The sequence below is a fragment of the Pseudomonas sp. FW305-25 genome (assembly GCF_017351415.1).
GTDB lineage: Bacteria > Pseudomonadota > Gammaproteobacteria > Pseudomonadales > Pseudomonadaceae > Aquipseudomonas > Aquipseudomonas chlororaphis.
This window is the reverse complement of sequence record NZ_JACNDE010000063.1, coordinates 1-18,812: the sequence shown is the minus strand read 5'-3', so window position 1 is coordinate 18,812 and position 18,812 is coordinate 1. Positions and strand designations below refer to the sequence as shown.

18 protein-coding genes are annotated in these 18,812 nt (G+C 63.2%); 11 read left to right on the top strand and 7 right to left on the bottom strand.

All coding sequences use genetic code 11. The features are described from left to right. From J4E58_RS31150 to J4E58_RS31120, 7 genes are all read right to left on the bottom strand, one after another. Positions 1–2,748 (bottom strand): DUF6531 domain-containing protein (locus tag J4E58_RS31150; RefSeq protein WP_207255362.1); only part of this gene is annotated, 2,748 nt, incomplete at its 3' end. Continuing rightward, a complete protein-coding gene (locus J4E58_RS31145) occupies positions 2,748–3,485 on the bottom strand; it encodes a DUF4123 domain-containing protein (RefSeq protein ID WP_087092353.1) in 738 nt (245 codons plus the stop codon). The genes J4E58_RS31150 and J4E58_RS31145, both read right to left, overlap by 1 nt. Beyond that, positions 3,475–5,517: a type VI secretion system tip protein TssI/VgrG gene (gene tssI / locus J4E58_RS31140; protein ID WP_087092354.1), complete on the bottom strand. Its 2,043-nt coding sequence runs from the start codon at positions 5,515–5,517 to the stop codon at positions 3,475–3,477. The genes J4E58_RS31145 and tssI overlap by 11 nt, the downstream gene beginning before the upstream one ends. A gap of 134 nt (positions 5,518–5,651) precedes the next feature. Next, positions 5,652–6,170: an Hcp family type VI secretion system effector gene (locus J4E58_RS31135; RefSeq protein ID WP_007925756.1), complete on the bottom strand. Its 519-nt coding sequence runs from the start codon at positions 6,168–6,170 to the stop codon at positions 5,652–5,654. A 315-nt stretch (positions 6,171–6,485) separates the two neighbouring features. Continuing rightward, the gene (locus J4E58_RS31130; RefSeq protein WP_087092355.1) at positions 6,486–7,700 is read right to left on the bottom strand and encodes a CynX/NimT family MFS transporter; all 1,215 of its coding nucleotides are present in this window, start codon (positions 7,698–7,700) and stop codon (positions 6,486–6,488) included. Beyond that, positions 7,687–8,148, bottom strand: a complete 462-nt coding sequence (locus J4E58_RS31125; RefSeq protein WP_087092356.1) for a nucleoside deaminase — start codon at positions 8,146–8,148, stop codon at positions 7,687–7,689. The genes J4E58_RS31130 and J4E58_RS31125 overlap by 14 nt, the downstream gene beginning before the upstream one ends. A gap of 21 nt (positions 8,149–8,169) precedes the next feature. After that, complete coding sequence (locus J4E58_RS31120; protein WP_087092357.1) at positions 8,170–8,829, bottom strand: ankyrin repeat domain-containing protein; 660 nt, start codon at positions 8,827–8,829, stop codon at positions 8,170–8,172. Positions 8,830–8,938: 109 nt separating this feature from the next. Between J4E58_RS31120 and J4E58_RS31115 the strand changes: the two genes are divergently transcribed. The 11 genes from J4E58_RS31115 to J4E58_RS31065 all read left to right on the top strand — a co-directional run bounded on the left by J4E58_RS31115 (position 8,939) and on the right by J4E58_RS31065 (position 18,719). Continuing rightward, the gene (locus J4E58_RS31115) at positions 8,939–9,796 is read left to right on the top strand and encodes a LysR family transcriptional regulator (RefSeq protein ID WP_087092358.1); all 858 of its coding nucleotides are present in this window, start codon (positions 8,939–8,941) and stop codon (positions 9,794–9,796) included. A gap of 376 nt (positions 9,797–10,172) precedes the next feature. After that, positions 10,173–10,988 (top strand): energy transducer TonB, encoded by an 816-nt coding sequence (locus tag J4E58_RS31110; RefSeq protein ID WP_007923321.1) that lies wholly within the window; start codon positions 10,173–10,175, stop codon positions 10,986–10,988. A gap of 80 nt (positions 10,989–11,068) precedes the next feature. Further along, positions 11,069–11,794, top strand: coding sequence for a MotA/TolQ/ExbB proton channel family protein (locus J4E58_RS31105; RefSeq protein ID WP_009041658.1), 726 nt, complete (start codon positions 11,069–11,071; stop codon positions 11,792–11,794). A gap of 1 nt (position 11,795) precedes the next feature. Beyond that, positions 11,796–12,197, top strand: coding sequence for a biopolymer transporter ExbD (locus J4E58_RS31100; RefSeq protein ID WP_087092359.1), 402 nt, complete (start codon positions 11,796–11,798; stop codon positions 12,195–12,197). 337 nt (positions 12,198–12,534) lie between these two features. Further along, complete coding sequence (locus J4E58_RS31095; protein ID WP_085533335.1) at positions 12,535–13,116, top strand: alpha/beta hydrolase; 582 nt, start codon at positions 12,535–12,537, stop codon at positions 13,114–13,116. A gap of 56 nt (positions 13,117–13,172) precedes the next feature. Beyond that, positions 13,173–14,105: a sigma 54-interacting transcriptional regulator gene (locus tag J4E58_RS31090; protein ID WP_087092360.1), complete on the top strand. Its 933-nt coding sequence runs from the start codon at positions 13,173–13,175 to the stop codon at positions 14,103–14,105. 310 nt (positions 14,106–14,415) lie between these two features. After that, positions 14,416–15,198: a MetQ/NlpA family ABC transporter substrate-binding protein gene (locus J4E58_RS31085; protein WP_053259237.1), complete on the top strand. Its 783-nt coding sequence runs from the start codon at positions 14,416–14,418 to the stop codon at positions 15,196–15,198. A gap of 558 nt (positions 15,199–15,756) precedes the next feature. Next, the gene (locus tag J4E58_RS31080) at positions 15,757–16,422 is read left to right on the top strand and encodes an amino acid ABC transporter permease (RefSeq protein ID WP_087092361.1); all 666 of its coding nucleotides are present in this window, start codon (positions 15,757–15,759) and stop codon (positions 16,420–16,422) included. Further along, complete coding sequence (locus J4E58_RS31075; protein ID WP_087092362.1) at positions 16,403–17,062, top strand: amino acid ABC transporter permease; 660 nt, start codon at positions 16,403–16,405, stop codon at positions 17,060–17,062. The genes J4E58_RS31080 and J4E58_RS31075 overlap by 20 nt, the downstream gene beginning before the upstream one ends. Next, on the top strand, positions 17,059–17,841 hold the full coding sequence (locus tag J4E58_RS31070; protein ID WP_087092363.1) for an amino acid ABC transporter ATP-binding protein: 783 nt from the start codon (positions 17,059–17,061) through the stop codon (positions 17,839–17,841). The genes J4E58_RS31075 and J4E58_RS31070 overlap by 4 nt, the downstream gene beginning before the upstream one ends. Beyond that, on the top strand, positions 17,838–18,719 hold the full coding sequence (locus J4E58_RS31065; RefSeq protein WP_007925329.1) for a transporter substrate-binding domain-containing protein: 882 nt from the start codon (positions 17,838–17,840) through the stop codon (positions 18,717–18,719). The genes J4E58_RS31070 and J4E58_RS31065 overlap by 4 nt, the downstream gene beginning before the upstream one ends. Positions 18,720–18,812: the final 93 nt, after the last annotated feature.

Genomic DNA, 18,812 nt, shown 5'->3' with positions numbered 1-18,812 from the left:
GTCGTAGCGATAACGCAACTGGCTGCCGTCCGGGTTGATGCGGCGGCTGACCAGGTGCAGGTTGTCGGCGTATTCGTAGCGGGTGACGCGGTCCAGTTCGTCGCGCTCGGCGGTGACTTTGCCGTAGGCGTTGTAGCTGAAGGCGCGGGTCGCGCCGCCGGGCAGGGTGATCTGTGCCAGACGGTTGGCGGCGTCCCACTGGTAATGGGTGATGGCGCCGCTTTCGTCCTGGCGGGTGATCTGCCGGCCGAGGGCGTCGTAGCGGTACTTGCGTTGGCCGCCGTCGGGCAGGCGTTCTTCCAGCAACTGGCCGAGGCCGTTCCAGCCCAGTTGATGACGGCTGCCGTCGGGGTGGGTGATTTCCAGCAGGCGACCTTGGCGGTCGTAACTGTAGTGGGTTTCGTTGCCATCGGGGTCGGTCTGGCAGGTGATGTCGCCCTGACGGTTGCGCTGGTATTTCCAGGTTGTGTTGCCGCGACGGACTTCAGTGACACGACCGTTGTCGTACTCGTATCCAGTCGGCTCATCTTCCGGCGGAATTACCGCCACCATGTCCCCGGCTTCGTCGTAGTGATATTCGGTGACCGCACCAAGTGGATCTTTCTCAGCGATCAGCCGGCCTTTTTCGTCATAGGCCTTGAGGTGTTCGGCACCGTCCGGATCGACCTTGCTGACCAGTCTGGCCTGCTCGTCGTGGGTATAGATCTCTTCGCTGCCATCGGTGTTGATGGCTGTGACGCTGCCTTTGTCATCCCAGACGTAACGCTGATCCATCTGTGCGAAGTTCGCCCAGTGATGAATGCAACGTGAATCCTTACCCTGATTTTCCCATTCCCAGAAGAAGCTGGCGCCGCCAGCCAGTTGCCGTTCAAGAATGACGTTCTGTTTGTCATAGGCATAACGCTCTGCTTCGCCAGCAGCGTTTTTCGCTTCTATCAGGCGGTGCTGTGCGTCGTAGCTGTAGCTGACCAGGGTCTGAACGGTGCTCCAGGCGTCTTCCAGGTTATCCGCTGGAGTGAACTGCTGATAATCGACGGCGACTATCAGTGTGCGGTCGTAACGCAACAGCAGGGCGCGTCCGGCCCCGTTGTCGATACGTTTGATCCGGCCCTGAATGTCACGGGTGATGTGCAGACGATTGTCGTAGTTGTCGCTGATCGCGATCAGGCTCGCGCCCTTGCTGTTGTAGCGGAAATGGTAGAACCGCGACGATTTGCCGGCCTGGGACAGGATCAGCTCGGACGGATCGTCTCCCAGGAAAATCGCTGCCCGGGACAGGGTGTTGGTAATGGCCGGGCGCTGTTCGCTGGGCAGCGGAAAGGTCGTCGAGCGGTTCTCATGGTCGGTCCAGATAACGCTTTCGCCATCGATCTCGACGCGCTGCGCTAGAGCGTGGCTCCAGCCATAACCCAGCCCACAGTTGAGTTCAGCCGCGCTGGTGCGATACAGGCGCGTCCATTCGAACGGCAGCAGCCCGTCCAGCTCGCCGTCGGTCAGGGTCAGCAGTTCTTCGCCGGTGACCATCGATACCGGGCAGCCGCTGGTGCAGGTATTGCTGGCGGAGTCGGCATTGCGCCTGGCCGGAGTCGTTGCAGGACGGGAGGCGTCGGGTGCTGCTTGCCTTCCTCCAAGCGCGGAGTTTTTTCTACCATCGAAACGAACTTGCACCACGCCTTTCTTGGCGGCTGTCTGTATGCCACGCGCAGCCACTTCCGTGTACTTCTTGATGTAGCCCATGAAGCTGTTGATGATTTTGAAAACGGCCTCGACAAAGCGTGTCGCGGCTTTGACGATGACCTGGCCATACTTCTTCAGGCGCAGGGCCAGGTAGACGACTCCCATGCCTTCCAGAGCAATGGTCAAGACGATGCCCAGCACGATGTCGATCAGAATCGAAACGACGGCGGAAGAAATGTATTTGGCCGCATCGCCAGCGATTTGAGACGGCGGCAATGCGCTAAGCCAGATCGATGCGCTGCGTACCAGGAGAAACAGCGCCGCTTCATCACTGGCGAACAGCATCGCCTTACGCATGACATCCGGGGCTTCCTTGGCCAGCTTGGCCAGTTTTTCCGCACCTGCCCCCAACCGGTCGACGTACTTCATCGGGTTTTGCAGGATGTCGAGAATAAGCGTAATGCCATCCCACACGCCTTTGATCGCTTCCCAGCTACCGGCAAGGATGCCGTTGCCGACGGCTTTCAAGGAGGCTGCTGCCGACTGAGTCGACCATTGCGGCTTGAAGACGGCCCACTCCCTGCGCAGCCAGCCTTCCAGCTCGCCAGTCAGGCCGTCATAGGATTTGAACAGCGCATTGACTTGAGCCGGGGTGACTTCGTTCTGCACGCGGATCTTGTAGAGCTCCCCCGGCTTTCCTCGGAAGGTGGCCTTGCCCTTGGCGTCCAGCGTCAGTTTGGTCGCGGCGCCACCCTTGACCGGAATGACTAGGACCTGAATACCGCCCAAGGGGATGTCGTAGACCGACTCGAACTTGCTCTCGATCAGCAGCAGGCCATTGAGTGGGCATTTCGCAACGTTGGAGGTGAAGCTGCCGTCAGTCATGCTGACGGCCTTGCTGGTGCCGCCGACCTTGATGACCCGTTCCATGCCCAGCAAGGAAGGCATGTCCGTTTTCTCGCTCACGGCATCTGCGGCTTGCGCGTACCATTTTTCGGTCTGTGCGCGGTACAGCGTCAGACTGCTTTTGAACGAGTTCAGTTGTTTTTCGATATCGGCAACGCGACCCATCATCCTTGCTCCAGAGTCAGGTGGTTAAGCAGTGCTTCATTAAGGGCTTTCGGGGCGTTCGGCCGACGAATGAAATGCGCGACCTTGTGGCGCAGCACAGCCTCCGGGAAAGCGTCGTACAGGTCTGGGCGTTCCTCGCTCAGCCATTGCATCAGGTTGTCGATCAGGGTGGTCGGGTCTTTCTTGGCCAGTTGATCGAGCAGGGGCTGCGGTACTTCCCACCACGGCCACTCTTTGACCCTCGGCACCGGGCGTACGCCGGTTTCCAGGGTTTGGCCGTTGATCCAGTAACGGTTGAAGACCGGTAGCACTTCCCCTGCGGCAGCGCCGAGGCCTTCCAAAATCGGATAAATATGCCGCCCATCCCAAAACCTAAAAAACACCTCGGCGCCGCCCGGCATCTTCACCTGGGTCAGGCTGCGCAGGTGTTCGAACACCACTGCCGGTTCGCAGTTGGAGACGGCGAGCCAGCCCCAGTCGTCGGCGTCGGTTTCGGCGATCCAGTCGAGGAAGGGGGAGGCCGGTTTGAGTTCGGCGAGGTAGGGCATCACCGGCTGCCAGTCGGCGTAGGGCGTGCCGCTCCAGAGGGCGGTCAGGCCGCTGGCGCCCTGGGTCTGGTAGAAGTCCTTGAGCGGGTTGGCGTCGCTGGCGTTGCTGATCACCAGGTACAGGCGCTCGTCGGGTTGCAGGGGCTGGCGGGCGAGCCAGGCCTGGGGTGTCAGGCGATCAGATGGCACAGGCACCGTCCTTGCACTTTTCGCACTCTTCGCAGAAAGGCGCGTTGCGTTTGAGGGTGTTGATTTGCGCCGGGGTCAACAGGGCGCCGGCTTTGTCGGCGTCGGCCTGCTTCAGCGCGCCGGGCATCAGTGGCGCGGCGCCGGAGCCGCTGCCCGGGCCGCCGCCGGAGTTGACCTTGACCTGCGGGCCGCTGATGGTCACGCCGCCGGCGTCGAGCTTGATAAAGCTGCCGCCGCCCTTGAGGGTCAACTCGCTGCCGGCTTCCATGACGACCTTCACCCCGGCATTGAGGTGGATCTCCTGGCCGGCTTCGATGAACTGCCCGGTGCCGATCTTGATGTGCTGGTTGGCACCGACGGTGAGGTGGTCGCTGGCGCGCGCTTCGACCTTGCGGTCGGCGTGCACGGTGTGGTGTTCCTCGGCCTTGAACTCGCTGTAGCTGTTGGCCTCGACCGTGTCGTGGCGTTCGTTGCCGACGCGGATCTTTTGGTCGTGTTCGACGTTTTCGTCCCAGTCGCGCTGGGCGTGCAGGAAGATCTGTTCCTGGCCCTTCTTGTCCTCGATGCGCAGCTCGTTGTAGCCGCCGCCACCGGGGGAACTGAGGGTCTTGAAGGTGCTGCGGGTCTTGTTCGCCGGCAGCTCGTAGGGGACGACGTTTTCCTTGTGGTACAGGCAGCCGCTGATCAGCGGCTGGTCGGGGTCGCCCTCGAGGAAGGTCACCAGCACTTCCATGCCGATCCGCGGGATGGCGATGCCGCCGTACTGGGCGCCGGCCCAGGCCGAGGACACCCGCAGCCAGCAGCTGGTCTTGTCGTCCGACTGGCCTTCGCGGTCCCAGTGGAACTGCACTTTGACCCGGCCGTACGAGTCGCAGTGGATCTCTTCGCCCTTGGGCCCGGTGACCACCGCGCTCTGGCTGCCGAGGATGCGCGGCTTGGGGTGCAGCAGCGGCGGCCGGTTGGGTACGTCCCAGGGGGTGGCCTGGAAGCGGTTGCGATAACCCTGGTGGAAGTCGTCCTTCAGTGCGGTGGTGTCGCTGGTCACCGACTCTTCCAGCACCTGCGGCTGCTTGCCTTCGTGGACGATCTCGGTGAGCAGCCAGAGGTCGTTCCATTGCGCTTTCGGGTGTTCGCTCAGGGCCAGGAAATGCCCACTGACCAGCAGCGGCTGGTCGCTTTTGCCCTCGGCCAGCCGGTAGTCGCTGCGGTGGCGTTCCAGGGCGCGCTTGGCCAGGTGCTTGCCGCGTTCGCGATCGACGAAACGACCGGGATAGTCGTAATCCTCGAGGTCCGGCTTGAACTCGCTCTTGGCGTCGCTCTCCAGGGTCAGGCGCGGTTTCTCGAAGTCGTAGTCGCGGCGCGTGGTGCGGCTGGTACGGGCTTCCAGGCGCAGGTCGAAACGCTTGATCACCGGGTCGTTGGCGACCATGCCGGAGTCTTGCTGGTAGGCCACTGGCGCCAGTTTCGGGAACACCGTCTGGTCATCGCCGAAGACGATGGTGTGGCTGTCGGCGCTGTGCTGGAAGTGGTAGTGGATACCTTCTTCCTCGCACAGGCGCTGGATGAAATGCAGGTCCGATTCGTCGTACTGCACGCAGTAGTTGCGCTCGGGATAGATCGAACCCAGCTGGAACTGGTAGGCGTTGCTTTGGATGCCGTGTTCTTCGAGGACCTGGCCGATGATTTTCGGCACCGTGAGGTTCTGGAAGATGCGTTGGTTGATGCGGTGCGCGAGGTAGGCCAGGTGCGGGCGGAGGGTCACCGAGTAGCGGGTCAGGCGCTTGCCGGAGTCGCCCTGGGCGACGCGGTAGATCTGCCCGTGGATGCCGGTGCCGTTCTGCGCCAACTGCAGGAAGGCCGGTTTGTGCAGCAGGCTTTCCAGGTCCAGGGCGGCCTGGGCGCTGACCAGCTCGACCTCGAAGGCGAAGGGCTGGCTGATGGCTTCCCGTCCAGTGAAGGACAATACCTGGAGGTCGTTCTCCAAACCTTCGACGGTCAGGCTGAAGTGGGTCTGATTGGCCGGCGCGAACATCCCTTGTTCCTCGTGCAGTACTGCCGCGTGGGTCGACCCCGGGGCCGGGCGCCGACGAACGCAAGAAATCCCTTATGGCGTAAACAACATCGACCAGCAGAGCTGGCCGATGTTGGTGTAACGGTCGGCCGGACTTAGCCCGCGACCGGGGAACGCCAGTCGTCGGAACCGGAAGTACCGGAGACTTCGTGGGTCCAGGTGATTTTGCGGTAGGTGAAGTGCACGTCTTCCAGGTGGGTGAAGTGCGAGTTCGATGGGTCCTGGCAGTTGTGCATGTAGTCTTTGATGTCGACGATGATCGCGTCTTCCAGGGTGGTGGTGTAGTAGTGCTCCTGGGTGCCGGCGGCAGAGGTGCGGTACCACTGGATTTCGATCTTGGTCAGACGCTCACCGGAGGTCAGGGCCGCCAGCAGCAGTGGCGAAGCCTTGTCGAAAACCTTGGTGATGACTACGGGTTTGTGCACGCGCTGGCCGGTTGGCTGGCCGGACTGCGGGTCACGCGGGATGATCACTTCGTGCTGGAAGCCCTGAACCATGACCTGGTCTTCGTGGCCTTCCTGGTAGGTGTTGCCAACGGAGTCAGCGGTGAAGGCACCGGCGGTGATCAGGCCTTGTTTGGTGCCGGTGATGGACATATACGCTGGTGTAGCCATGGATGCTCTCCTTGCTAAAAAATAAAGGTGCCCGGTGGGACGGATCGCCCGGTTGGGTGCCAAGTTGATATCAAGGAGCATGCCAGGAGTTGAAAGTGCCTTATGGAACAAGGGCTTCCGGTGTTTTCTGGCATCGCTGACGGTATTTCCAGCTCGAAAGCGCTTGAAAGTGCGCAACTTCTTGCGCAGTGCTGTGCAAGAAGTTGCGCACTTGGCTGAAGGTCCCGGTTTATCGAGGCTTTGGATAACTGTTCACAGAGTTATCCACAGAGGGGTGCGCAAGAAGTTGCGCATAGTGGCCATGGGCCTTGATCTTTAAGGCGTCACGGAGGCCGGCTGCGGTGCCGTGGTCGCTATCTGTGGCTCCCGGTAGCTGGAGGGGCTGAATACCCGGGTCAGCATCAGCATGGCCAGCACGCTCAGGACCAGTACCCACCAGGCGCTGATGAAGCTGCCGGTGAGCTGCCGCAGCCAGCCGGTCATCCACGGCGACACGGCGTTGATCAGGAACCCCACCCCTTGCACGAAGGCCGCCAGTTGTCCGGCTTCCCGGGGATCGCGACGGTGGTCGAGGGTGAGGATCAGGCTCAGGGCGAAACAGGCGCCGAGGCCGAAGCCGATCAGTGCCACCCACAGCTGCGGGGCCTGCAGCGGCCACAACACCAGGCCGCTGAAACCCAGGGCCTGGGCGCTCAGGCTGATGGCGAGCAATGGCCGGCGGTCGCTCTGGCGCTGCGCCAGGGCGGGCATCAACAGCGCGGCGGTGACCTGGAAGAGGGTCATGAATGCCAGCAGCGAACCGCTCTGGGTCGCGCTCCAGCCCAATTGCAGGTAATAGGCCGGCAGCCAGGCGACCATGCTCATGTAGCCGCAATTGACCAGGCCGAAGTACAGCGCCAGCAACCAGGCCCGACGGTTGCGCCACAGGCCGATGGAGGGGGCGTCGAGGCGCTGCCCCGGCCTGGCGAAAGGCAGCAGCCACCACAGCAGCAGCGCCGCCAGCGCCGGCAACAGCCACACGCCGAGCCCGGCCTGCCAATGGGCGAAATGCGTGGCGACCTGCGGGCTGAGCAGCGCCGCGAGGCCGCCACCGCCCATCAACGAAGCCGAATAAATGCCCATGGCCAAGGCCACCCGTTGCTGGAACTGGCGCTTGATCAGCGCCGGCACCAGTGCCTGGATCAAGGCCACGCCGGCACCGCCGAGCAGGGCCGTGGCGAGCAGGGCGCCGGCCTGGTCGCAGAGCAACCGCGCCAGACAGGCGCAGAGGATCATCAACAGACCGAGGGCGACGCCGCGCCGTTCTCCCAGGCGGGCTTCCAGGCGCACCCCGAGCAAGGCCACCAGGCCCATGCAGACCACCGGCAGGCTGGTGAGCCAGGCACTGCTTTGGAAGCTCATGCCGGTGGCGCCACGAATCTCCATCAGCAGCGGGCTGATGGAACTGATGATCGGCCGCAGATTGAGCCCCAGGGCGATCAGCAGGGCCCAGCCGCCGAGGCGGCGCAGACGCGACTCAGCGAGCGGCATGGCGGGCCTGCCAGTCGCGGTAGATCTCGTGCATCGCCGCCTGCGGCAGGTGCTGCACCGGCAAGCGCTGGGCCGCCAGGGGCTGGGCCAGTTGTTCGTAGATCGCCGCCGTGGACAGGCCGAAGGGTGCGGCGCTGGCGTTGTCCGCGGCGAATACCGCGCGCGCCACACCGCACAGGTACATGGCGCTCAAACACATGGGGCAGGGCTGGCCGCTGGCATAGATCACGCAGCCGTCCAGGCGTGGCCCGAGCTGCTGGCTGGCGACCCGGATGGCTAGCAGCTCGGCGTGGGCGGTGGGGTCCTGGGTCAGGTGGATCTGGTTGACCGTCTCGGCCAGCACCTGGCCGTCGCGCACCAGCACCGCACCGAACGGCCGGCCACCGGCCGCGACGTTTTGCCGGGCCAGTTCGACGGCGCGTTGCAGGTACTCCTGATCGTCTTTCATGGGGGCTCCTTAAGGCACACATCAGGACGCGCCGGCGTCCCGCAGCAGTTTGGCGATGGCGCTCTGGCCGCGTTTTTCCGCCTGTTGCAGGGGGCTCAGGCCATCGTTGTCCGGCAGGTTCAGGTTGGCGCCGGCGGCGATCAATTGGGCGACTATCTGCTGGTGCGCCGGGCCGCCGTCGGCCAGCACAATGGCTTCCATCAGGCAGGTCCAGCCCAGGCGATTGACATGATCGAGGTCGACACCGGCCTCGATCAGCAGGCGCACGGTGTCGACATGCCCACGCTCGCAAGCCGGGATCAGCGCGGTGCCGCCGTAGCGGTTGGTGCTTTTCAGGTCGGCGCCGTGGGCCAGGGTCAGCTGCAGGATCGCATTGCGCCCGCTGGCGCCGGCCAGCAGGTAAGGGCTGTCGTGGATCAGGTTCTTCTGGTTGACGTCGGCGCCGGCCTCGATCAGCGCCCGGGCGATCTCGACCTGATTGGCGGCGGTGGCCAGCAGCAGCGGGCTGCTGCCGTCCAGGCCGCGCACGTTGACGTCCACGCCTTGGCGAAGCAGCGCCTGGACCTTGGGCAACTGCCCGTCGCGGACCGCTTCGAGCAGCCCGTTATCCTTTGCCATCACCACCCCCACCACGAGCAGACAGATTGCCAGGACCGCGTGTTTGCAAGACAGGTAACGCATGGCATCAGGCTCCCTGTGCGGTAAATGAGCGCCGAGTATGCTCAGGCCCTGATGTATTCTGAAATTAAATATAACCATGCCAATCAGTGGCATTTAGAATGGTGTCGCCATGTTCGATCCTGTGCTGCTGCGCAGTTTTGTCGCCGTCGTCGACTGCGCCAACTTCACCCGTGCCGCCGAGCGCCTGCACCTCACCCAGTCCACCGTCAGCCAGCAGGTGCGGCGGCTGGAGGAGAGCCTGGACTGCCAGTTGCTCGACCGCGACCAGCGCCGGGTGGTGGCCACCGCCGAGGGCGAGCGTCTGCTGGGGTACGCGCGACGGATCCTGGCCCTCAACGAAGAGGCCAGCGATGTCTTGCTGCATCAACAGAGCGAAGGCGTGTTGCGCCTCGGGGTGCCGGAAGACTTCGCCGCCGAGCGGCTGATGCCGTTGTTGTCGCGCTTCGGCCAGGACCATCCCGGCGTGCGCCTGGAGGTCACCAGCGGGTTGGGCCCGGAATTGACCCGGCTCTATCGACGCGGCGAATTCGACCTGTTGCTGGTCAAGCAGATGGGCGCCAGCGACGACTGCCTGGCGTCGTGGCCGGAACCCCTGTGCTGGGTCGACAGCCGCGCCACCCCGGCCTTTGGCCGCGATCCGTTGCCGTTGGTGGCGTTCCCGGTGGGCGGTTTGTATCGCCATGAAATGTTGCACCACCTCGAGGTTGGTGGCTGGCGCTGGCGCATCGGTTACTCCAGCGCCAGCCTGGCTAGCGTCTGCTCGGCGGTGGCGGCGGGCCTGGGCATCAGCCTGCTGCCGGTGCGAGTGGTGGGCGCCGGGCATCGCGTGCTCGACGCCGCCAGCGGCTTGCCGGACATCCAGGGCGTGCGCCTGGCGTTGTACGGCCGCAGCGGCTTGAGCCGGGCCGGCAAGGCCCTGGAAAGCCAGCTGCTGGCGCTGTGCGAGAGCCAGGTACTGAACGTCTGAACTTCCCTGTCCAGGGGGCGCTTGAGGTCCGCTTTATCGGGTGCGCCATGGTTCCTTTGATCGACGTTCGGTCGGACTCCTTTATTTCGCCACTGCTGTCGCTTCGCTGCGGTTTTGCCGCGGCGATGCAATGCCTTTGGCGAATATTTTCAATGCTCGCAAAGCATGGCTTTTTGACTCCTTCCCCGCAGCCCTTGATCCGCGCGGCCTGGCGCGAGATGACGGGTTTAAATATGCGTTTTTGATCTATCCATAACTTCAAAGATTACTTTCGGAGATAAGTGTCTGGCGCCAATCATTCAGCCCTCGACGCTGCTCCAGGGGAGTTCGCAGGTGTGGGTCGGGTTATTCGCAAAAGACTGTAGGGAGTTAATCAATGGGCAATGTCCAGACCGCCGCCAGTGCACATGAGGTGCTGTGGCGTCAGGCACCGAGCGGCGATCTGGTCGATCTCGGCCGGCCGCATCGCTTGCCGTTGGGCCAATTGCGTTTGCAGAAGGCTCCCAAGGCCGGGCTGCGGCGGCGCGAGGCGATTGCGCTCGGGGTGATCGCCCTGCTGTTGCACGGTGCGGTGATCTACTGGATCAACCAGCAGCCGACGCCGGTATTGCCGATCGTGCCGCCGGAAATTCCGCCGATGACCATCGAGTTTTCCCGGCCGGCGCCGCCGGTGGTCGAACCGCCGCCACCGCAGCCGGTACAGCCGGTGGTGGAGCCGCCACCGCCGGTGGAGGACGAACTGGCGGTCAAGCCGCCACCGCCCAAGCCGATTCCCAAACCCAAGCCGCAACCCAAGCCGAAACCGGTCCCCAAGCCTGAGCCCAAGCCGGTCCAGCAACAGCCCGCGCCGCCACAACCGGCCGCGCCTGTCGCCGCTCCGGCTCCGCCCGCGCCACCGGCCCCGGCGCCCGTGACTCCGGCTTCGGCGAACGCCGCGTACTTGAAGAACCCGGCGCCGGAATATCCGTCGCTGGCCCAGCGTCGCGGGTGGGAAGGCACGGTGCTGCTGCGGGTGCATGTACTGGCCAGCGGCAAGCCCGGCGAGATCCAGATTCAGAAAAGCAGCGGTCGCCAGCAACTCGACGACGCGGCGTTATCGGCCGTCAAGCGCTGGAGCTTCGTGCCGGCCAAGCAGGGTGACGTCGCCCAGGACGGCTGGGTCAGCGTACCCATCGATTTCAAGATTCATTGAGCCTGCGCCAGGTGCTGTGCCTGGTCGGTCGCTATCGCGAGCACGCTCGCTCCTACAAGGTCATACAGAGGGAAAAGAACATGACGTTATTGGCATCTCCACTCGAATCCATCGAAAGCGCGGTGATCTGGCTGCTGGTGGTCTTTTCCGTGGCCACCTGGGGCCTGGCCCTGCTCAAGGGCGCGCAGTTCGCCCGCCTCAAGGCCCAGGATCGCAAGTTCCACAAACAGTTCTGGGCCGCCTCCAGCCTCGACTCGGCGGCCGAGCTCAGCGAAACCCAGCCCGGCGCCGCCGCTCGTGTGGCCCAGGCTGGCTACGCGGCGATCCAGGTCGGCGACACAGCGCACGCGGCGGACCTGAGCCAGGCCATCAATCATCAGGACCGCCTGGAGCGCGCCCTGCGCCAGCAGATCGTCCGTGAGCGGCGTTCCCTGGAAACCGGCCTGGCGGTGGTCGCCAGTATCGGCAGCACCTCGCCCTTCATCGGTCTGTTCGGCACCGTGTGGGGGATCATGGAAGCCCTGAAAGGCATCAGCGCGGCGGGCTCGGCGAGCCTGGAAACCGTGGCCGGGCCGATCGGCGCGGCGCTGGTCGCCACCGGCGTGGGGATCGCCGTCGCGGTGCCGGCGGTGCTGGTTTACAACTATTTCCTGCGGCGCTTGAAGTTGACCGCCGCCGACCTCGATGACTTCGCCCATGACTTCTACAGCCTGGCGCAGAAGAGTTCGTTCCGCGTGCTGATCCACCCGACCGCGCACAAGGCCACGGCCCAGGGCAGCGCGCAGAAAGTGAAGGAGGCGTCCTGACATGGCCTTCTCGACCCAGGACAGCGATGAGGTACTGAGCGAGATCAACGTCACGCCGCTGGTGGACGTGATGCTGGTACTGCTGGTGGTGTTCATCGTCACCGCGCCACTGTTGACCAACGCGATTCCGATCAACCTGCCCAAGACCGAGGCCGTGGCCCCGGTGGAGCAGAAGGACCCGCTGGTGGTGAGCATCGACGGCACCGGCAAACTTTTTATCAACAAGGACGAGATCCAGCCGGACCTTTTGGAAACCAATCTTCAGGCGGCCAAGGCCAAGGACCCGCAAGTGCGCGTGCAGCTGCAGGCGGACGACGGCGTCAACTACGGCGAAGTGGCCCGTGCCATGGCCTCCATCGAGCGTGCCGGTATCACCAAGCTGTCGGTGATCACCGCCCGCTGACCCAGTGTTGTAAGCCACGACTTTTCAGGCCGTCTCCTTGGCAGGGTGCGGCCTTTTTTTTGCCTGCGATTTGGCTCGGGGCGCCGGCCTGGACGGACGCCATCGCGCGCAAGCTGCGCTCCTACAAAAGCCGGCGGGCGCCACGAACCTGTAGGAGCGAGCTTGCTCGCGATGCAGACACTGCGGTTTGCCGGCCTGAACGCCAGCGTTCGTACAGGATCGGTACAGGTGATATTTGATATTCTTTATGGATCTTAATAAATAGCTTCTTATTCCTTAACGAATATAACTCTCGTCCCTATACTCGATCGGGAACAGACACGCAGGAGAGCTCCCCATGCGCAACGAATCAATTCGCTACCTGATTGTGCCGGGCTGGCAAGGATCGCCAGAAGATCATTGGCAAAGCCACTGGCAGAACAGCCTGCCGAACAGTGCGCGGGTGGAGCAGGCCGACTGGCTGACGCCACGGCGCGAAGATTGGGTCGCGGCGCTGGCCGAGGCGATTGCCGCCGACAGCACCCCGGTGATCCTGATCGCCCACAGTCTGGGCTGCATCACTGTCGCGCACTGGGCCGCCCATGCGCCGGTCAGCGCCTTGCGCCAGGTGCGTGGCGCGTTGCTGGTGGCGCCGGCGGATGTCGAGCGTCCGGCCTGCGCGCCGGCGCTGCGCAATTTCGCGCCGATCCCCAGCGACCTGTTGCCGTTCCCGAGCCAGATAGTCAGCTCCGACAACGACAGCGCTATCAGTGCGCCGCGTGCCCTGGAGCTGGCTCGCAACTGGGGCGCCGAGGCGGGGATCCTGTCCGGTGCCGGGCATATCAACGTCAAGTCCGGGCACCAGCGCTGGGAGCAGGGTTTCGCGTATCTCTATCGCCTGCAAAACCGCATGGAACAGCATTCCCTGCGTCGCGCCTGATTTTTTCTTTTTGTTAAACGCCCCCGCCTGCCAGCGGATTTGGGCGGGAGTCTGCCATGAGTCTGCATGAGTCTTTCGGCCAGCCGCTGCTGACCTTTCCCGATGCTGAAAAAAGCCCGCTGAGCATCCGCGCCAAGGCGCTGGTGTTCGTCGATCCCCGTTCGCGGCAGTTGCGCCAGGAGCTGGAACAGCTGGCGCCGCGGGCGATCTCGGTGTTGATCCGCGGTGAAACCGGCAGCGGCAAGGAGCTGCTGGCCCGGCATATCCACCGCGCCAGTGACCGCAGCGGCCTGTTCGTGTCGGTCAACTGCGGGGCCATCAGCCCTACCTACGCCGACGCCGAACTGTTCGGCTACGCCGCCGGCACCTTCAGCGGTTCGGCCAGCAGCCGCGCCGGCTGGTTCGGCTCGGCCAACGGCGGCACCCTGTACCTGGACGAGATCGGCGACTTGCCGTTGCCGATCCAGATCAAGCTGCTCTCGGCCCTGGAAAACCATGAGGTGACCCGGGTCGGCGCCCATCAGCCGAGCCCGGTGGACGTGCGCCTGGTGGCGGCCACCAGCATCGACCTGGCCCAGGCGGTGGCGGCGGGCAAGTTCCATGAGCGGCTGTATCACTACCTCGGCGAGGGCCATCTGGAACTGCCGGCGCTGCGCGAGCGGGTCGGCGACATCCTGTCGTTGGCCGAATATTTCCTCGGCATCTACAGCCAGCGCCTGGACCTGCCGGTGCCGCTGATCAGCGAAGCCGCCCAGCAGGTGCTGGAGCAGCACAGCTGGCCGGGCAACACCCGCGAGCTGGAGAACGTGATTCACTTTGCCCTGCTGGTCAGCAGTGGCGAGGAGATCCTGCCGGAGCACCTGAACCTGCCGCCGCAGCTGTCGCGGCTGGAGCTGGTGGATCAACAGTTGAAGGGCCTGATCGCGGACGGTTCCGCCGCCGAGTTACAGGCGCTGAAACACCTGCTCAAGCAACATGGTCTGGTCTGATCCTTTACCCCATTTCTGTAGGAGCGAGCTTGCTCGCGATAGCGCCATACCAGACACCACAAGGTGCCAGGACTGTCGTCATCGCGAGCAAGCTCGCTCCTACATTTATGTGGGCTGGGGCTTGTGGAGCGCCCCGGACGCGGGCTAGAGCGGTCCGATTGTGTATGAACAAAATGGAATATCAACGTGAATAAAAGATATTGTTAAGGCATAAAAAATCCCGGTATTGTCCGCTCCACGCCAGAGATAGCACTTCGCTGGCACCTTCATTACAAAAGCCGTCGTCACTGACGACTCATAAGGACACTGCATGAAAAAGGTTCTGTTGTTCACCGCACTGGCGGCTGCCCTGACTGCCGGTCTGGCCCAGGCTGGCGAGAAACTGGTAGTGGCGGCCACCCCTGTGCCGCACGCCGAGATCCTCGAGCTGATCAAGCCGACCCTGGCCAAGGAAGGCGTGGACCTGGAAATCAAAGTCTTCACCGATTACGTGCAGCCGAACGTGCAGGTCGATCAGAAGCGTCTGGACGCCAACTACTTCCAGACCCTGCCGTACCTGAAGAGCTTCAACGAAGGCAAGGGCACTAACCTGGTGACCGTGGTTGGCGTGCACGTCGAACCGTTCGGCGGCTACTCGAAGAAAGTCAAAACCCTGGCCGAGCTGAAAGACGGCGCGACCATCGCCATTCCGAACGAAGGCAGCAACAGCGGCCGGGCACTGATCCTGCTGCAGAAGGCCGGCCTGATCGAACTCAAGGATCCGAAAAACGCCCTGGCGACCCCGAAAGACATCGCCAAGAACCCGCACAACTTCAAGTTCAAGGAACTGGAGTCGGCCCTGCTGCCGCGCGTGCTGGACCAGGTCGACCTGGACATGATCAACACCAACTACGCCCTGGAAGCCGGCCTGAACCCGGCCAAGGACGCGCTGGTGATCGAGGGTGCTGATTCGCCTTACGTGAACTTCCTGGTGGCCCGCCCGGACAACAAGGACAGCGCCGCCATCCAGAAATTGGCCAAGGCCCTGACCAGCCCGCAAGTGAAAGAATTCATCGAGAAGAAATACAGCGGCGCGGTACTGCCGGCGTTCTGATGGACTACGCTTAAGTCGTACAAACCCCTTCAAGGTTTAAACGCCGATGGCTTCTACAGCGTCGGCGTTTTTTATTGCCCGCAAGAACGGCTTCACCTTGCTTCTGTAGGAGCCAAGCGTGCTCGCGATCCAGGCGCCGCGGTGTATCGGCAAGGACGCCATCGCGGGCAATCAACGATGAAGGGATTTTGCTCAGGAAGGCTTCATGGCCCGGCGCAGCGCCTTCAGCCATTTGACGATGTCCTGCGGATCGAGAGGTTGCGGGGTATTGAGGTCGGTCATTGTTCTTATCGTCCATGTACGTGTCTGGCCCGTTGAAGTCGGGTGCCGCTTGTCCGTTCCTTGGAATCAGAAAGATCCCTTACGGCGTCAGAAAAGTAGCCGGCTCAGGCGCGCATGGCAAACCCCGCAGGTTAGTTTTTTGAGTGATATCAATATGCTTTAACGGTATTTAAATTATTGTTTTTATAGCTTTAAAGTCGATGCCTGCCGGGTGGTTACCCACCGCCCAATGGACTGCACCACCGCCGCTGTACCCCAGCGGCGTCCAGGATTGCCATGACCCTCGACTACGCTTTTATCCTCAGTACGCTGCCGGCCTTCCTCAAGGCCGTGGGCGTGACCTTGCAGGTCGGCCTGATCGCCATCGCCACCTCCCTGCTGGTGGCCCTGATCAACGCCACCATCCTGGTGTTCCGCACCCCCTACCTGCAGCGCCTGATCGGGCTGTACGTGGAGCTGGCGCGCAACACCCCGCTGCTGATCCAGCTGTTCTTCGTCTACTTCGCCCTGCCGGCGCTGGGGGTGAAGATTTCCGGGTTCGCCGCGGCGATCATCACCATGACCTTTCTCGGCGGCGCCTACCTCACCGAGGTGCTGCGCGCCGGCGTCGAAGCGGTGCCGACGGCCCAGTTGGAGTCGGGGCGCTCCATCGGCCTGTCGCACTGGCAGCTGCTGCGCTACGTGATCCTGCCGCAAGCGGGAATCCTCAGCCTGCCGTCGCTGTTCGCCAATTTCATTTTCCTGCTCAAGGAAACCACCGTGGTCTCGGCGGTGGCGGTGCCGGAGATTCTCTACACCACCAAGAGCTATATCGCCCTCTACTACAAGACCTACGAAATGCTCGCCGTGCTCACGCTGATCTGCGTGCTGCTGTTCTTGCCACTGTCGCTGTTGCTCAGCCGTCTGGAAAGGAGGCTGCAGCATGGCCAGTTCGGGTCTTGAACTGCTCTGGGTGTCCTTGCCGCAACTGGGCAAGGGCGCCGCGCAGACGTTATCGATTTCCCTGCTGAGCATCGCCTTCAGCACCGTTGGCGGCGTGCTCTATGGCGTGCTGCGGACCCTCGACCGCCAATGGCTGAACGCCGTGTTGCGCATCTACCTGGAGCTGTTCCGGGCGATCCCGGTGCTGGTCTGGCTGTACCTGCTGTTCTTCGGTTTCCCGATCTTCTTCGGCATCAGCATTCCCAGCTTCACCTGCGCGGTGCTGGTGCTGTCATTGTGGGGCGCCAGCGAAGTCGGCGAGGTGGTGCGCGGCGCCCTGCATTCGCTGCCCCGTGGCCAGCGCGAGGCGGGGCTGTCGATCGGCCTGTCCGACCCGCAGCTGTACGGCTACGTGCTGCTGCCCCAGGCGCTGAAACGCATGACGCCGCCGACCATCAACGTCTACACGCGGATCATCAAGACCAGCTCGCTGGCGGTGCTGATCGGCGTGGTGGACGTGATCAAGGTCGGCCAGCAGATCATCGAGCGCACCTACGAATCGGTGCTGATCTACGGCGCCCTGTTCCTGTTTTTCTTCTTTATCTGCTACCCGCTGTCGGCCGCCTCGCGCGTGCTGGAGCGGCGCTGGACGCAAGCATGAGCGCACTGATCGAGTTCCAGGGTTTCAACAAGTTTTTCGGCGAGCAGCAGGTGCTCAAGGACATCGACCTCAAGGTCGCCCAGGGCGAAGTGGTGGTGATTCTCGGCCCCAGCGGCTGCGGCAAGTCCACCTTGCTGCGCTGCCTCAACGGCCTGGAAAAAGCCCACGGCGGCCACCTGAGATTCGCCGGCCAAGAGCTACTGGACCCGGCCACCGACTGGCGCCAGGTGCGCCAGGACATCGGCATGGTGTTCCAGAGCTACCACCTGTTCCCGCACATGAGCGTGCTCGACAACATCCTGCTCGGCCCGCTCAAGGTGCAGAAACGCGACCGCCGCGAAGCCCGCGCCCAGGCCGAGGCGCTGCTGGAACGGGTGGGCCTTTCGGACAAGCGCGATGCCTTCCCGCGCCAGCTCTCCGGCGGCCAGCAGCAACGCATCGCCATCGTTCGTTCGCTGTGCATGAACCCGCAGGTGATGCTGTTCGACGAGGTCACCGCGGCGCTGGACCCGGAGATGGTCAAGGAGGTGCTGCAAGTGATCCAGGGCCTGGCCCGGGACGGCATGACCCTGTTGATCGTCACCCACGAAATGGCCTTCGCCCGCGCGGTGGCCGACCGCATCGTGTTCATGGATGCCGGGCGCATCCTCGAACAGCACCCTCCCGAGATCTTCTTTACGAACCCGCGGACCGCACGAGCGCAGCAGTTCCTGGAGAAATTCTCCTTCGTTGAAGCATTGCCAAAAAAAGCACCTACAAAGGAACTGGAGCTCTTATGAAAACTGCCAAGTCTTCGCTACTGCTACTCCCGCTGTTCGGCCTCGCCCTGCTGGCCGGCTGCGATAAATCCGCCGAAGCGCCCAAGCCCGCGGCCAGCGCCAGCGCTGCCCCGGCGGCCGGCTACCTGGACAAGATCAAGGCCCGCGACAAGCTGATCGTCGGCGTATTCACCGACAAGCCGCCGTTCGGTTTCGTCGACGAGACCGGCCGCTATGTGGGCTTCGATACCGATATCGGGCGGCAATTCGCCAAGGACCTGCTGGGCGACGAGAACAAGGTGGAGTTCGTCGCGGTGGAGCCGGCCAGCCGCATTCCGTTCCTGCAGAGCGACAAGGTCGACCTGATCCTGGCCAACATGACCGTCACCCCGGAGCGCAAGGAAGCGGTGGAGTTCACCAACCCCAACCTCAAGGTCGCGGTGCAGGCCCTGGTGCCGGATGGCAGCGAAGTGAAGAGCCTGGATGACCTGGCGAGCCGCACCACCATCGTCACCACCGGCACCACCGCCGATATCTGGCTGACCAAGAACCACCCGGACTGGAAACTGCTCAAGTTCGAGAAGAATTCAGAGTCCCTGCAAGCCCTGGCCAATGGCCGCGGCGATGCCTATGCCCAGGACAACCTGATCCTGTTCAGCTGGTCCAAGCAGAACCCGGGTTACCGCGTACTGCCGCAGACCCTGGGTGAGCAGGCGCCGATCGCGCCGGCGGTGAAGAAGGGCAATATCGAACTGCGTGACTGGGTCAACGCCGAACTGGCCAAGCTGGGCGAGGACAAGTACCTGCTCAAGCTCTACGACCAGTACGTGCGCAAGGAACTGAGCGACGACACCAAGCCTGAAAGCGTGATTGTCGAAGGCGGCAAGTGGCAGGGGTGATTTAGCCTGAACGATTGAGGCGCTCTTGAGTACGTCATCGCGGGCAAGCCTCGCTCCTACAGAAGACTGCGCATGCTTCTGTAGGAGCGGAGC